The following is a 12,058-nucleotide window of genomic DNA, read 5'->3' as shown; positions in this document are numbered from 1 at the left end:
CGAGTAGCCGAGCGCGATGACGGCGACGAGTGCGGCGAGTCCGGCGAGGAACCACGGGTGGCGGCGTGCCTCCCGTATGCCCTCCAGGAACTCGGCGCGGAACCCGGCACGCGGGGACGGCCCCGTGACGGACGCCGCGGTCGTCGCCGTCATCGCGCTCGGCTACTCGGCCACCAGCGTCGCGTTGCCCCTGATCAGCCGGGACCGTTACGGCACCGAGTGGGTTCTCGCCGCGGCGATGACCGCGTACACCGTGGGCGCCCTCGTCGGGGCCCTCTTCATCGCTCGCCTGCGGCCCCGCTCGCAGGGCTGGGCCGCGTTCGCCGGCCTCGGCGCGTACGGTGCTGCGCCACTGAGTCTGATGCTGCCGGTGCACCCGGCCGTGGTCGTCGCGGCGTACGCCGTCGCCGGGATCGGCATCGAGCTGTTCAACGTGCCCTGGTTCACCGCCACCCAGCGGGAGGTCGCGCCGGACAAGCTGGCCCGGGTCTCGTCACTGGACTTCCTGGTGTCCTACGGCCTCGCACCCATCGGGCTCGCCCTGATCGCACCCGCCATCGACCACTTCGGCGTCACCCCGGTCCTCGCCGCGTGCGCCGCCGCCTGCTTCCTCGTACCGGCCGCCGCGGCGCTCGTGCCCACGGCCCGACATTTCGCACGAACGGCCCCGACGGAGCCGCGGACGGACCGATCGGCCGGCTGACCGGCGGACTGCCCGACCGACCGACCGATCGACGGACGTCCGGGGTCATGAGCGCGGCGACCCCGGACGTCTCCCGGCGTGGTGAGCTTCGTGGAGCGTGCCGAGTCACGCGGGCGAACCAGTGTGTGTCGGGGCACCGGTGGCATCAGGCGAGGGCGGCGACCAGCAGGGTGAACGCGGCGATGATGACGGCAACGCGGATGTAGTGGTAGCGGTTCCAGCGCCGCAGCTGCTTCTTCCAGTCGGCGGGCCGGTTCTCGGGGGTCCAGGTCTTGTTCCGGTTGTTGATCGGGACGAGCAGCAGGATCGACATGACCACGCTGAGGATCAGCAGTCCGGCGGCGGTCACGACGAGTCCGGCGCCGTGGTGGTGCCATCCGGCGACGGCCCAGACCGCGACCAGGACGAGCGAGCCCACGTACCAGAGCGGCATCAGGGCGCCGAGCATCCGGCCGCCGTGGGCGTGGCCGAGCTGACTGCTGTCCTCGGGAAGGGCGTCCAGGATCCGGTTCATGACGAAGGCGACGGAGAACTCCACCCCCACCATCAGGCCGACGACCACGGTGGTGAAGACCTCGAGTGCGTTGAGCATGACGACCCCCTGGGATCTAGCGCTGCTAGCTGTTGAGGCAACGCTAGTACTACTGCCGCTCGATTGTCTAGCAGTGCTAGAATTCCCTCATGTCGGTACACCAACGCAAGGAACGCGAACGGGCTGACCGCGAACGCCTCATCGTGGCGACGGCCCGCGAACTCGCCGAGCAGCAGGGCTGGGACGCGGTCACCACCCGCCGCCTCGCCGAGCGCATCGAGTACAGCCAGCCCGTCCTCTACAGCCACTTCCGCGGCAAGCGCGAGATCATCGGCGCCGTGGCCCTCGAGGGCGCCGCGGAGATGGCCGCGGCGGTGCGGACCGCGGCTTCCGCCGCGGACGGGCCGCGCAGCCGGGTCGCCGCGCTCGCCCGCGCCTACCTCGACTTCGCCCAGCGCAACCCGGCGGTCTACGACGCCATGTTCCAGCTCGACGGCGGCCTGGCGTTCGCGCACGAGGACACCCCGGAGCCCCTGAAGGACGCGTTCGCCGCCCTGCTGGAAAGCCTCGGCGGGGTCGCCGGGGACGGCGTCCACCCGGGACTGTTCACCGAGGTGTTCTGGGCGGCGCTGCATGGGCTGGCCACGCTGACCCGGGCGGGACGCCTGCCGCCGGAGCACACCGAGTGGAGGGTGGAACTGCTGGTGGACCGGCTCGCCATCGTCTGACACTCCGTCCCGGCGACGAACGCTCCGAGGTCGGCCTCGCGTCGGTCCCCGCCCGGCGGCAGGGGAAAGCAGCCGCCCGCCTCACGTCCGATCAGCTGCGGCGGTCGGGCGAGAGGCGGGCGGAGGGCGGAAAGGTGTGTTCAGGCCGCGGGGGGAGACATGATGCGCCGGGCGGGCGGGCCGGCCCTGGTTCAGGCGTGCGACGGCCGCTCGTTCGGGTCGATCTCGGCGAGCAGCCGCTTCGCGGCCGCCATCGCGCCGTCGGTGCCGATCGTCGCCGCCACGACCCGGGACCGCGCGCGGGTCGCCGTGGTCAGGGCCGTTTCGAGGCCCGCAAGCAGGGAGGCGACGGTCGGGGTCGGGCCGTCGTGGGCCACACCGATGCCGAGGTCGACCACCCGGCCCGCCCAGTACGGCTGGTCCCCGCCCTGGGGCACCACCACCTGAGGCACGCCCGTCCGCGCGGCCGTCGTCGTGGTGCCCGCGCTGCCGTGGTGGACGACGGCTGCCACCCTGGAGAACAGCGCCTGCTGGTTGACCTCGCCGACGGCGAAGCAGTCGTCCCCGTCGTCGATCAGGTCCAGGCCCGCCCAGCCGCGGGCGACGATCACACGGCGCCCCTGCGCCCGGATCGCCTCGACCGCCACCCGGGCCATGTACGCCGAGGCGTCGGCGCCCATCGGCGTACTGCCGAAACCCACGTACACCGGTGGGGCTCCGGCGTCCAGGAACTCCACGAGGCCGGGCGGAAGCGGGCGGTCGTCCGGCCGTGTCCACGCACCGGTCTGCACGACGCCGAGACCCGACGTCTCCGGCCACGGGCTGAGGACGGGGTCCGTCGCCAGCCATGGCCGGCCGGTGAAGGCGTAGTCGCGGACGTTGTCCACCGGCGGCAGGCCGACGGCCGCCCTGTGGGCGTTGATCTCCGCGCCGAACATCTCGTTCGCGTTCCTGGCGTCCATCTCCCAGAGTTCGCGGTTGTCCGTCACTCCCGGCGGCAACGGCCGGCCCCGCCGCGCGGGCGGCGGCTGGTGCGGCGAGGGCAGGGTGAGCGGCTGGTGGCTCGCGTGTACGTATCGGATGCCCAGCTTCTCCGCGGCCGACCGCGCGCCGGCCGTCACCGGCAGCGGGCCCGTCGCCACCAGCGCGTCGCACCCCTCGGCCGTCGCGGCGACCGTGCCGAACTGCGCGGCGATCAGCTCCGCCGCCCGCTCCGCCAGGCCCACCGTCGACCCCGGTTCCACCGAGGACACCAGGGGGCGCACAGGCCGGCCCACCGGCACCGGCGACACACCGATGCCGGCGAAGAGGTCCACGAACTCCTCGTCCGGCGGTGCGCACACCCGGACCTCCGCGCCGAGTTCCCGCAGCCGCACCGCCAGTCCCACCATCGGCTCGACGCTTCCGCGCCCTCCGTACGTCGACAGCACCACACGCATCCCGCAGCTCCCCATTCCGTCTTTCCGTCAGCACGCCCCGGTCTCGGTCGGTGATTCTGCGGCACGCCCCCGGCCTTGCCACAAGCCCCCCGCCGACCGGTAAGTTGATCATGAGGGCCGTCGGCGGTCCGCACGACGACGGCGCGTGCGGGGTCGCACGCGAAATCTCTCCAACTAGGACGGGAACTGGCCTAGATGGACGGCAGACTGGTCTGCATGACGACGACATTCCGTGGCCTCGCGACCATCCGCCATCACGCCGAGGACCTGGCCGCCGCCCGCGCCTGGTACTCCGAAGTCCTCGGCATCGAGCCCTACTTCGAGCGCCCCGAGTACATCGAGTTCCGGCTCGGCGACTACCGCCAGGAGCTCGGCATCTCCCGAACTCCCTCAGCTCCGGCCGGAGTCGTCGCCTACTGGCACGTCGACGACGTCGACGCCGAGATGGCCAGGCTGCTGCGCCTCGGCGCGAAGGAGCACGAACCGCTGCGCGACTACGGCGACTTCCGCGCCGGTGCGGTACTCGATCCGTTCGGCAACATCCTCGGCATCATGCGCAACCCGCACTACCTGGAGGTGCTGGGGGAACACGGCCCGGTCGCCGCCCACAGCTGACGACCTGACGCCGCCCGCGCCTCGCTCGGCAGCCGCGCGCGTACGCTTCGCCGGGCGCTCGGCGGGTCGGCGGGCGCTCGGCGGGGCGGCGACGGAGGTGTACGCGTCGACGGGCGGGCTGCCGTGGGTCGTACCGCTGTGGGCGGTGGGCGGCGGCTTCGCGGCGACGCTCGCGATCGGCACGGTGGCGGGGCTGTACCCGGCCGTCAGGGCGTCGCGGCTGTCGCCGACGCCGGCTCGCGACGGCGGAGCAGCGCCGAGGCACGGCGTGCGGTTCCTCCGCACGCCCCTGACCGCCCACCTCGCCTCGCCCCCGGTCGCCCGGCTCACCTCCGGGCGGCCGGGGCCGGGTCAGCGCGCCGTCCCGAACGTCGCGTCGAGTACCAGGGCCAGCAGCCGGGCCGGCTGGTCGGTGTCCGGGCCGTGGGCTGTCGACAGGGCGATTCCGGCGACGAGTTGGACCAGGTCCGCCGCCGCGAGGTCCGCGCGGGCGGTGCCCCGGGCCTGGGCTCCGGCCAGTACCGCTGCCGCCGCGTCCAGAATGAGGCGGTGGCAGTCCATGCCCAGCGCTTCGGGTTCCTCCACCATCAGGGCGCTGCCCATGCCCTGGTTCAGGCGGGCGTGGGCCAGGAGTGCGCGCAGCCAGTGCGCCAGGGCCTCGTCGGGCGGTTTCGTGGCGCTCAGGACGTCCGCCTGCTCGACGAGCCTCTCGATCCGGTCCCTGAGGACCGCGGCCAGGAGGGCCTGGCGGTTCGGGAAGTGGCGGTAGAGCGTCCCCGGGCCCACGCCCGCGCGTTGGGCGATCCGGTTGAGGGACGCTCCAGGGCCCGCCTCGGCGAACACCTCCTGCGCCGCGGCGACGAGCCGTTCCCGGTTGAGGCGTGCGTCGGTGCGCCGTGGCGGTGGGGCGGAGCTGTCGCTGCCCTGGCTCGTCGACATCGTCCTGCCTCTCGATCATCCCCGTAGCCCGTAGCCAAACGGAGAACCTCTCCGTATCGTAGCCCCGACGAAACGGAGAACCTCTCCGGTTCGCCTTTCCGAGGAGTACTCGATGACAGACGTCGCACGGTCCGCGTTCGGCCGGGTCGGGATCTGGACCATGGCCTACGAAGGACATCCCGCCGGCCGGGTGCGCGAATCGGCAGCGGAGCTGGAGGAGTTGGGGTACGGCGCCATCTGGTACGGCGAGGCGTTCGGCCGCGACACGATCGGCCAGGCGTGGCTGCTGCTGGCGGCGACCCGCCGGATCACCGTCGCATCGGGCATCGCCAACATCGCCTACCGGGAGCCGATCTCCCTCGCCGCCGCGGAGCGCACGCTCGGTGAGGCGTTTCCCGGGCGGTACGTGCTGGGCCTGGGCGGCCACCGGGTCGACGAGACCGTTCACCACGTCGACGGGTTCCCCGTACCGACCCGGGGCAAAGCGGTGACCACGATGCGGTCCTACCTGGACGCACTGGACGCGGCGCCCGCCCAGGGGCCGGTGCCGGACCCGGCTCCGCGCCGCGTCCTGGCCGCGCTCGGCCCGAAGATGCTGGAGCTCGCCGCCGCGCGCAGCTGGGGAGCGCACCCGTACTTCGTGCCGGTGGAGCACACGGTGCGGGCCCGGCGGATCATGGGACCCGAGGCGTTTCTCGGGGTCGAGCAGGCCGTCGTCCTGGACACCGACATCGACCGGGCGCGGGAGTTGGCCACGGCCCATGTCGCCATGTACATCGCCGCCGCCCCGCACCAGGCGGCCAACATGCGCCGGCTCGGCTTCGACGACGAGGACCTCGTCGGGGGCCCGAGCCGTCGGCTGGTGGACGCGATCGTCGCGTACGGCGACACGGACGCCGTCGTACGACGCGTACGACAGCACCTCGACGCCGGGGCGGACCACGTCTGTCTGCAGGTGCTGACGGCCGACCCGGCCGCGCTGCCGGAGCGCGAGTGGCGCGAGCTCGCCCCCGCGCTGCTGCCCGGTCCGCGCCGCGTTTCCGCCCTGCCGGCGGGTCGGCGCGTGTGACACTCCTGGCATGCGCATCATCACCGACGGCATGACGCCGCTCTCGCGGGCGGTCCTCGTGGACGCCCTCGAGAGCGACGACGGCCGCACCTTCGAGCCGGGGTCTCCGCTCCTCCTCGCCGCGGGCGACCGGCTGCGGTTCGAGGGCGACGCGCTTGTCGTCCTGCGGGACGGAGGGGTACGGCACGATCTCGTCGGCGAATGGTCCTGGCGGTGCTCCGTCCGCTCCCGGACCGGCGCCGGTTCCCGCGCGCCCGACACATCGCGGGAGACACCCACGTTTAGCCCGTTTCAGGTGATTTCATCCAGGGTTTCGCCTCGTTGATCACAGCATGAAGCAGCTCGGACGACGTCGCTGGATCTGGTCCCCCATCACCTCCTGGCAGGCCAGGAGGCTCTCCCGGGTCTCCGGGGTGAGCCTCGACGAGGCGCGGGTCAGGATCCGGTTGACCACGCATCCCGAGGAGTCCCACCTCGCCCTCACCCGTGACGTGCTCACCCGGGTCCTGCTCACCCGGCGCACCGGATGAGCCGTCGTCACCCGACCGTCCCCCACCACGTCCCGCCCCGCGCCGCATCCGTCGCCGGGTCGCCGGGCGCGCCGTCGCCGAGGGCGAGCCGGGAGACGATGCGGTAGCGGTCGCCCCGGTAGAGGGAACGGACGTACTCGACGGGTCTGCCGTCCGCGTCGGAGGTGATCCGGTCGAAGAGGAGGGCGGGCGACAGGACCGGCACGTCGAGCAGGGCCGCCTCCTCCTCGCTCAGGACGGTCGGCTCGATCGACTGGACCGCGTGGGCCGGCCGGATGCCGCGACGTTCCCGCAGGTGGGCGTAGAAGCCGCCCTCCATGTCGGCGGCGGTGAGTCCGGGGACCAGGTCGGCCGGGACGTGGAGGTGTTCCAGGGCGATGGGGGCGGCGTCGACGTGCCGGAGACGTGTCACGTGGACGAGCTGCGCCGCCGGGGAGACCGCCAGCCTGCGGCCGATGCGGGCGCCGGCCCGTACGGTGCGCAGTTCGAGCACCGTGCTCGTCCAGTCGCCCCGGCTCCGGGGCGCGCCCGCCGCCGCCCGGTGTTCGGCGACCAGTTCCTGGGTGATCTTGTCCGGTGCGACGAACATGCCGCGGCCGTGCTCCCGTACCAGCAGGCCCGTGGCGACGAGTTCGTCGACCGCCGCGCGCAGGGTGGGCCGGGAGACGGCGAGGGTGGCACAGAGGGTGCGCTCGGACGGGATGGCGTCGCCGGGACGGCGGCTCTCGATCACGGTCAGGAGGTGCTCCCGTACGCGCTCCCGCTTCAGCTCCATGCCGTCCACTCCCCCGTGCGCCGTTCCGCTGCGGGTCAGTATGCATCCCCCTCCGTCGAGGACGTCACGAGGCCGTCGCGGGTGAAGTCGAGGCGGGAGACGATGCGATAGCGGTCGCCCCGGTAGACCGAGTGGACGTACTCGACGGGGCGGCCCGCGGTGTCGAGGGTCAGACGTTCGATCAGCAGGGCGGGCGAGAGGACGGGGACGTCCAGGAGCGCGGCCTCGTCCTCGCTGACGACGGTCGGTTCGATCGACTGGGTGGCCTCCTGGACGTGGACCCGGTGGTGTTCCCGCAGATGGTCGTAGAGGTCGCCCGCTTCGAGCTCCTCCGGGGTGAGGGCGGCGCCCACCAGGTCCGCCGGGATGTGCAGGTGCTCGATGGCCATGGGCGAGCCGTCGACCAGGCGGAGGCGGGCGACGTAGAGCAGTTCGGCGGCGGGCGAGAGGCGGAGTCTGCGGCCGATGCGGGCACCGGCCCGGACCGTGGCGGATTCCAGGACGGTGCTGGACCAGCTGCCCGACGCGCGGGGGACGGTGAAGGCCGCGTCGTCCGGGGCGAGCCGCTGGGTGATCTTGGCGGGGGCGACGAACATGCCGCGGCCGTGTTCCCTCACCAGCGCACCGGTCGCGACGAGTTCGTCGACGGCCGCGCGCAGAGTGGGCCGGGAGACGCCGAGGGTGGCGCAGAGGGTGCGCTCGGAGGGAATCGGGTCGCCGGGGCCGCCCGCCTCGATCAGGCCCAGCAGGTGTTCCCGTACCCGCTCCCTCTTCAGCACCCCGCTGGAGGAGCCGTCCTTCATGCCATCCACCCTCACCCTGACTGGTCAACTGGTAAGTCGGATACTAGCCGCAGTGGTTGACCCAAGACCCCGTGAACAACCCATGTTTTTCAAGGGATTGACGACTCACCTCGACCGTGCCACCTTCTGGTCACACACCTGACCACTTGACCAATTGGTCAACCATTCATCGAGGTGCCCGTGAAGACTCGTCCCCTCGCCGGCTCCGTCGCCCTCGCGGCGGCCGTCGCCCTCACCGCCACGGCCTGTGGTGGATCGGGCGATCCGGCAGCCTCCGGCGGACCGGAGAAGGTCACCGTATGGATCATGAAGGACAGCGTCACCGACGCCTTCCTCGACCGCTTCCGCACCAGCTTCGAGGCGGAGCACGAGGACATCGACCTGGACATCCAGATCCAGGAGTGGGACGGCATCGGCGAGAAGGTCACGGCCGCCCTCGCCAGCAAGGACGCCCCGGACGTCATCGAGGTCGGCAACACCCAGATCGCGCAGTACGCGGCGAGCGGCGGCGTCCGCGACCTCAGCGACAGAACGGCCGAGCTGAACGGCGCGGACTGGCTGCCGGGGCTCGCCGAGCCGGGGAAGGTCGACGGCAAGCAGTACGGCATCCCCTGGTACGCGGCCAACCGGGTCGTGATCTACCACAAGGACCTGTTCGCCCGCGCGGGCGTCACCACGCCCCCCAGGACACAGGCGGAGTGGCTCACCGTCACCGCGAGGCTCAACCAGGGCAGAACCCAGGGCATCTACCTGCCCGGCCAGAACTGGTACACCCTCTCCGGCTTCGTCTGGGAGGAGGGCGGCGACCTCGCGGTCAAGGAAGGGTCCACCTGGAAGGGGGCGCTCGACACCGCACAGGCGCGCGCCGGAATGGACTTCTACCGGCAGCTCCAGGCCCTCGGCAAGGGCCCCAAGGACTCCGACGAGGCCAAGCCCCCGCAGGCCGAGGTCTTCGCCAAGGGCGAGGTCGCCCAGATCATCGCCGTGCCCGGTGGTGCGAAGATCGTCGAGGAGATCAACCCCGCGCTCAAGGGCAAGCTCGGCTTCTTCCCGATCCCCGGCAAGACCGCGGGGAAGCCCGGCGCGGTCTTCACCGGCGGCTCCGACCTCATCGTGCCGGAGGCGTCGACCCACCCAGAGGCCGCCTACGAGGTGGTCAAGGCGCTGGCGGGCGAGAAGTGGCAGACGGACATGGCCAGAACGATGAGTTACGTGCCCAACCGCACCTCGCTCGCGCGCGTGATCCAGGACGACGCGGGGACGGCCGCCATGGCCGCCGGCGCCGCCCAGGGCAGGGCCACGCCGAACTCCCCGCAGTGGGCGGCCGTCGAGGCCACCAACCCGATCAAGCAGTACATGACCGCCGTGCTCACCGGTACCGACCCCGCACAGGCGGCCGCGGCCGCCTCGCAGAGCATCACCAAGACCCTCGGCTCGTGAGCGGCCCCGGCGTAGGGCTCCCCGACCGGTCGCACCGGGCGGCCCTCTGGCCCTACCTCCTGGTCGCCCCCACCGTCCTCGGCGGGGTGCTCCTCCTCGGATATCCCTTCGTCCGCAATCTGCTGATCTCCTTCCAGCAGTACGGCCTGGGCGAACTCATCCGTGGCGACGCCGCGTTCGTGGGGTTCCGCAACTACCGGACCGTGCTCGCCGACCCCGAGTTCTGGGAGGTCGTCCGGCGCACCTTCTGGTGGACCCTGGTCAACGTCGTCCTGATCATGGTGATCGGGACGCTGGTCGCGCTGATGATGCAGCGGCTCGCCCGGCGGATGCGGATCCTGGTGACGACCGGTCTGGTGCTCGCCTGGGCCAGCCCGGTCATCGCCACCACGACCGTCTTCCAGTGGCTCTTCGCCTCCCGGCTCGGAGTGGTCAACTGGGTGCTCGTACGGCTCGGGTTCGAGTCCTTCGAAGGGTACTCGTGGCTGGCGGACGGCCCCGCCGCCTTCACCGTCCTGGTCCTGCTGGTGGTCTGGCAGTCGGTGCCCTTCGCCGCGATCACCCTTCACTCCGCGCTGCTGACCGTCCCCGCCGAGCTGTACGAGTCGGCCCGGCTCGACGGGGCCGGAGGCTGGCGGATCTTCCGCTCGGTCACGCTTCCCCTGCTGCGCCCGATCTTCGGTCTCGTCCTCTGTCTTGAGGTCATCTGGGTCTTCCGCTGCTTCGCGCAGATCTGGGCGGTGACCAAGGGCGGGCCGGGCGAGGCGACGACCACCCTGCCCGTGTACGCCTACCGGGTGGCCCAGTCCCTGCACCGCTACGACCTCGGGGCGGCCGTGTCCACGCTCACCGTCCTCCTCCTCGTGGCCGTGCTGATCGCCTACTTCCGCCAGATGCTCCGACAGGAGGCCGACCGGTGACACCGCGCGTCCTGCGCCGACTCCCCCTGAACACCGCGGCGGCGCTCGTCTTCGTCCTGGCCGTCTTCCCGGTGTACTGGATGGTCCTCACGGCCTTCCGGCCGACCCCCGACATCCAGTCCGAGACCCCGCGTTTCCTGCCCGTCTCCGTCACCCTGGAGCACTTCCGGAACGCCGTGGCCGCCGACGGGTTCTGGACCTTCTGGCGCAACAGCCTGCTCGTGACCGCCGGTTGCGTCGTGCTCGCCCTCGTGGTGGCGCTGGCCGCGGCGTTCGCCGTCGCCCGGATGAACTGGCGCGGCCGGCGGGGCTTCATCCTCATGGTCTTCATCGCCCAGGTGGCGCCCTGGGAAGCGCTGTTGATCCCGATGTACGTGATCGCCCGGGACGCCGACCTGCTCGACCGGCTCGCGACCCTCAGCCTCATCTACTTCATGGTCACCCTGCCCTTCACCATCGTGACCCTCCGCTCCTTCCTGGCGGCGGTCCCGGCCGAGCTGGAGGAGGCCGCGCAGGTCGACGGGTGCACCCGCACCGCCGCGTTCCGCCGGGTGACGCTCCCCCTGCTGGCCCCCGGGCTCCTCGCGACCTCGCTCTTCGGGTTCATCACCGCCTGGAACGAGTTCGCCTTCGCCAACATGCTCATCATCAAGAACCAGGACGACCGGACCCTGCCCGTCTGGCTGTCGTCCTTCTCCAATGTCTTCGGCACCGACTGGGGCGCCACCATGGCCGCCTCCACCCTCTTCGCCCTGCCCGTCCTCGTCCTCTTCCTGGTCCTGCAGGGCCGGGTCGCCGCCGGAATGACCGGCGGAGCCGTGAAGGGATAACGCACCGCGATGACCCAGCCCCGACTCGTCCCCGAACCCACCCACCTCCAGCTCCTGCCCGGCACGTTCACGTTCACCGGCTCGACCGCGCTCACGGTCTCACCGGGTGCCGAAGGCGCGGCCGGACTGCTGCGCACCCTGCTCGGCCCGGCCACCGGGCTGCCGCTGCCCGCGCGTGCCGACGGCTCCGTCGTCCTGGCGCTCGACCGCGCCCTCACCGGCCTCGGCGAGGAGGGGTACGGCCTCACCATCGGCGCCGAAGGGGTGCTGCTGCGGGCCGCCCGCCCCCAGGGGCTCCTCGCGGGAGTCCAGACCCTCCGCCAGCTGCTGCCCGTCGAGGCCCTCCGCGCCGAACCGGTGGCCGGCGTCGCGTGGTCCGTGCCCTGCGCGCAGATCACCGACACCCCCCGCTTCCCCTGGCGCGGCTCCATGCTCGACGTCGCCCGGCGCTTCCGGCCCGTCTCCTACCTCCGGCGGTACGTGGACCTCCTCGCCCTCCACAAGCTCAACGTCCTCCATCTCCATCTCACCGACGACCAGGGCTGGCGCATGCCGGTCCCCGCGCTCCCCCGGCTCACCGAGGTCGGCGGAGTGCCGCACGGCGGTGCCTACACCCGTGCGGAGCTCACCGGCCTGGTGGCGTACGCGGCGGAGCGCGGCGTCACCGTCGTGCCCGAGATCGAGATGCCGGGTCATGTCCGGGCCGCGCTCGCCGCCTACCCCGAGCTCGGCAAC

At 72.1% G+C, this 12,058-nt stretch carries 14 protein-coding genes and 2 pseudogenes; 11 read left to right on the top strand and 5 right to left on the bottom strand.

Features of this window, described 5'->3' with window-relative positions:
• Nucleotides 1–136: 136 nt before the first annotated feature.
• A pseudogene (locus AOK00_RS02340) lies at nucleotides 137–703 on the top strand (MFS transporter); the annotation flags it as partial.
• 145 nt (nucleotides 704–848) lie between these two features.
• On the opposite strand, the gene AOK00_RS02335 reads toward AOK00_RS02340, so the two are convergent.
• A complete protein-coding gene (locus AOK00_RS02335) occupies nucleotides 849–1,295 on the bottom strand; it encodes a DUF1772 domain-containing protein (protein WP_055598649.1) in 447 nt (148 codons plus the stop codon).
• 89 nt (nucleotides 1,296–1,384) lie between these two features.
• Here AOK00_RS02335 and AOK00_RS02330 point away from each other — a divergent pair, with 89 nt between their 5' ends.
• Nucleotides 1,385–1,963 carry a TetR/AcrR family transcriptional regulator gene (locus AOK00_RS02330; RefSeq protein WP_055598648.1) on the top strand — a complete coding sequence of 193 codons (579 nt, stop codon included), beginning with the start codon at nucleotides 1,385–1,387 and terminating at the stop codon, nucleotides 1,961–1,963.
• A gap of 191 nt (nucleotides 1,964–2,154) precedes the next feature.
• On the opposite strand, the gene AOK00_RS02325 is transcribed toward AOK00_RS02330, so the two are convergent.
• Nucleotides 2,155–3,402, bottom strand: a complete 1,248-nt coding sequence (locus tag AOK00_RS02325) for a glycosyltransferase (RefSeq protein ID WP_055598647.1) — start codon at nucleotides 3,400–3,402, stop codon at nucleotides 2,155–2,157.
• A gap of 216 nt (nucleotides 3,403–3,618) precedes the next feature.
• On the opposite strand from AOK00_RS02325, the gene AOK00_RS02320 reads away from it, so the two are divergent.
• Entirely contained in the window at nucleotides 3,619–4,017 is a 399-nt protein-coding gene (locus AOK00_RS02320; protein ID WP_055598652.1) for a VOC family protein, read from the top strand.
• Between the two features lie 73 nt (nucleotides 4,018–4,090).
• Nucleotides 4,091–4,255, top strand: a pseudogene (locus AOK00_RS39930) (ABC transporter permease); the annotation flags it as partial.
• Between the two features lie 113 nt (nucleotides 4,256–4,368).
• On the opposite strand, the gene AOK00_RS02315 reads toward AOK00_RS39930, so the two are convergent.
• The gene (locus tag AOK00_RS02315) at nucleotides 4,369–4,956 is read right to left on the bottom strand and encodes a TetR/AcrR family transcriptional regulator (RefSeq protein WP_055598646.1); all 588 of its coding nucleotides are present in this window, start codon (nucleotides 4,954–4,956) and stop codon (nucleotides 4,369–4,371) included.
• A gap of 112 nt (nucleotides 4,957–5,068) precedes the next feature.
• Between AOK00_RS02315 and AOK00_RS02310 the strand changes: the two genes are divergently transcribed.
• From AOK00_RS02310 to AOK00_RS38905, 3 genes are read left to right on the top strand one after another with little or no spacing between them, the layout of a single operon-like run.
• Nucleotides 5,069–6,025, top strand: a complete 957-nt coding sequence (locus tag AOK00_RS02310; protein ID WP_055598645.1) for a TIGR03620 family F420-dependent LLM class oxidoreductase — start codon at nucleotides 5,069–5,071, stop codon at nucleotides 6,023–6,025.
• A 10-nt stretch (nucleotides 6,026–6,035) separates the two neighbouring features.
• Nucleotides 6,036–6,350 carry a hypothetical protein gene (locus tag AOK00_RS38045; RefSeq protein WP_055598644.1) on the top strand — a complete coding sequence of 105 codons (315 nt, stop codon included), beginning with the start codon at nucleotides 6,036–6,038 and terminating at the stop codon, nucleotides 6,348–6,350.
• Nucleotides 6,351–6,357: 7 nt separating this feature from the next.
• The gene (locus AOK00_RS38905) at nucleotides 6,358–6,555 is read left to right on the top strand and encodes a hypothetical protein (protein ID WP_159041672.1); all 198 of its coding nucleotides are present in this window, start codon (nucleotides 6,358–6,360) and stop codon (nucleotides 6,553–6,555) included.
• Between the two features lie 7 nt (nucleotides 6,556–6,562).
• On the opposite strand, the gene AOK00_RS02300 is transcribed toward AOK00_RS38905, so the two are convergent.
• Both AOK00_RS02300 and AOK00_RS02295 read right to left on the bottom strand, forming a co-directional pair.
• Entirely contained in the window at nucleotides 6,563–7,330 is a 768-nt protein-coding gene (locus AOK00_RS02300; protein ID WP_055598651.1) for a GntR family transcriptional regulator, read from the bottom strand.
• Between the two features lie 35 nt (nucleotides 7,331–7,365).
• Complete coding sequence (locus AOK00_RS02295; RefSeq protein ID WP_055598643.1) at nucleotides 7,366–8,133, bottom strand: GntR family transcriptional regulator; 768 nt, start codon at nucleotides 8,131–8,133, stop codon at nucleotides 7,366–7,368.
• Nucleotides 8,134–8,313: 180 nt separating this feature from the next.
• On the opposite strand from AOK00_RS02295, the gene AOK00_RS02290 reads away from it, so the two are divergent.
• The 4 genes from AOK00_RS02290 to AOK00_RS02275 all read left to right on the top strand — a co-directional run.
• Nucleotides 8,314–9,573 (top strand): extracellular solute-binding protein, encoded by a 1,260-nt coding sequence (locus AOK00_RS02290; RefSeq protein WP_107097293.1) that lies wholly within the window; start codon nucleotides 8,314–8,316, stop codon nucleotides 9,571–9,573.
• Nucleotides 9,570–10,493 (top strand): carbohydrate ABC transporter permease, encoded by a 924-nt coding sequence (locus AOK00_RS02285; protein WP_254047211.1) that lies wholly within the window; start codon nucleotides 9,570–9,572, stop codon nucleotides 10,491–10,493. The genes AOK00_RS02290 and AOK00_RS02285 overlap by 4 nt, the downstream gene beginning before the upstream one ends.
• The gene (locus tag AOK00_RS02280; RefSeq protein ID WP_055598641.1) at nucleotides 10,490–11,323 is read left to right on the top strand and encodes a carbohydrate ABC transporter permease; all 834 of its coding nucleotides are present in this window, start codon (nucleotides 10,490–10,492) and stop codon (nucleotides 11,321–11,323) included. The genes AOK00_RS02285 and AOK00_RS02280 overlap by 4 nt, the downstream gene beginning before the upstream one ends.
• A 9-nt stretch (nucleotides 11,324–11,332) precedes the next feature.
• Nucleotides 11,333–12,058, top strand: a 726-nt coding sequence (locus AOK00_RS02275; RefSeq protein ID WP_159041671.1) for a family 20 glycosylhydrolase, incomplete at its 3' end; no start/stop codon positions are given.

The sequence above is a fragment of the Streptomyces aureus genome, assembly GCF_001418135.1.
Classification (GTDB): Bacteria; Actinomycetota; Actinomycetes; order Streptomycetales; family Streptomycetaceae; genus Streptomyces; species Streptomyces aureus_A.
The sequence above is the reverse complement of the archived record's forward strand: the minus strand, read 5'-3'. Positions and strand labels throughout refer to the sequence as shown.

Bases quoted from the DNA above. Each gene is read 5' to 3' on its own strand.
- AOK00_RS02335 (WP_055598649.1), bottom strand. From the start codon at position 1,295: ATGCTCAACGCACTCGAGGTCTTCACCACCGTGGTCGTCGGCCTGATG.
- AOK00_RS02330 (WP_055598648.1), top strand. From the start codon at position 1,385: ATGTCGGTACACCAACGCAAGGAACGCGAACGGGCTGACCGCGAACGC.
- AOK00_RS02325 (WP_055598647.1), bottom strand. From the start codon at position 3,402: ATGCGTGTGGTGCTGTCGACGTACGGAGGGCGCGGAAGCGTCGAGCCG.
- AOK00_RS02320 (WP_055598652.1), top strand. From the start codon at position 3,619: ATGACGACGACATTCCGTGGCCTCGCGACCATCCGCCATCACGCCGAG.
- AOK00_RS02315 (WP_055598646.1), bottom strand. From the start codon at position 4,956: ATGTCGACGAGCCAGGGCAGCGACAGCTCCGCCCCACCGCCACGGCGC.
- AOK00_RS02310 (WP_055598645.1), top strand. From the start codon at position 5,069: ATGACAGACGTCGCACGGTCCGCGTTCGGCCGGGTCGGGATCTGGACC.
- AOK00_RS38045 (WP_055598644.1), top strand. From the start codon at position 6,036: ATGCGCATCATCACCGACGGCATGACGCCGCTCTCGCGGGCGGTCCTC.
- AOK00_RS38905 (WP_159041672.1), top strand. From the start codon at position 6,358: ATGAAGCAGCTCGGACGACGTCGCTGGATCTGGTCCCCCATCACCTCC.
- AOK00_RS02300 (WP_055598651.1), bottom strand. From the start codon at position 7,330: ATGGAGCTGAAGCGGGAGCGCGTACGGGAGCACCTCCTGACCGTGATC.
- AOK00_RS02295 (WP_055598643.1), bottom strand. From the start codon at position 8,133: ATGAAGGACGGCTCCTCCAGCGGGGTGCTGAAGAGGGAGCGGGTACGG.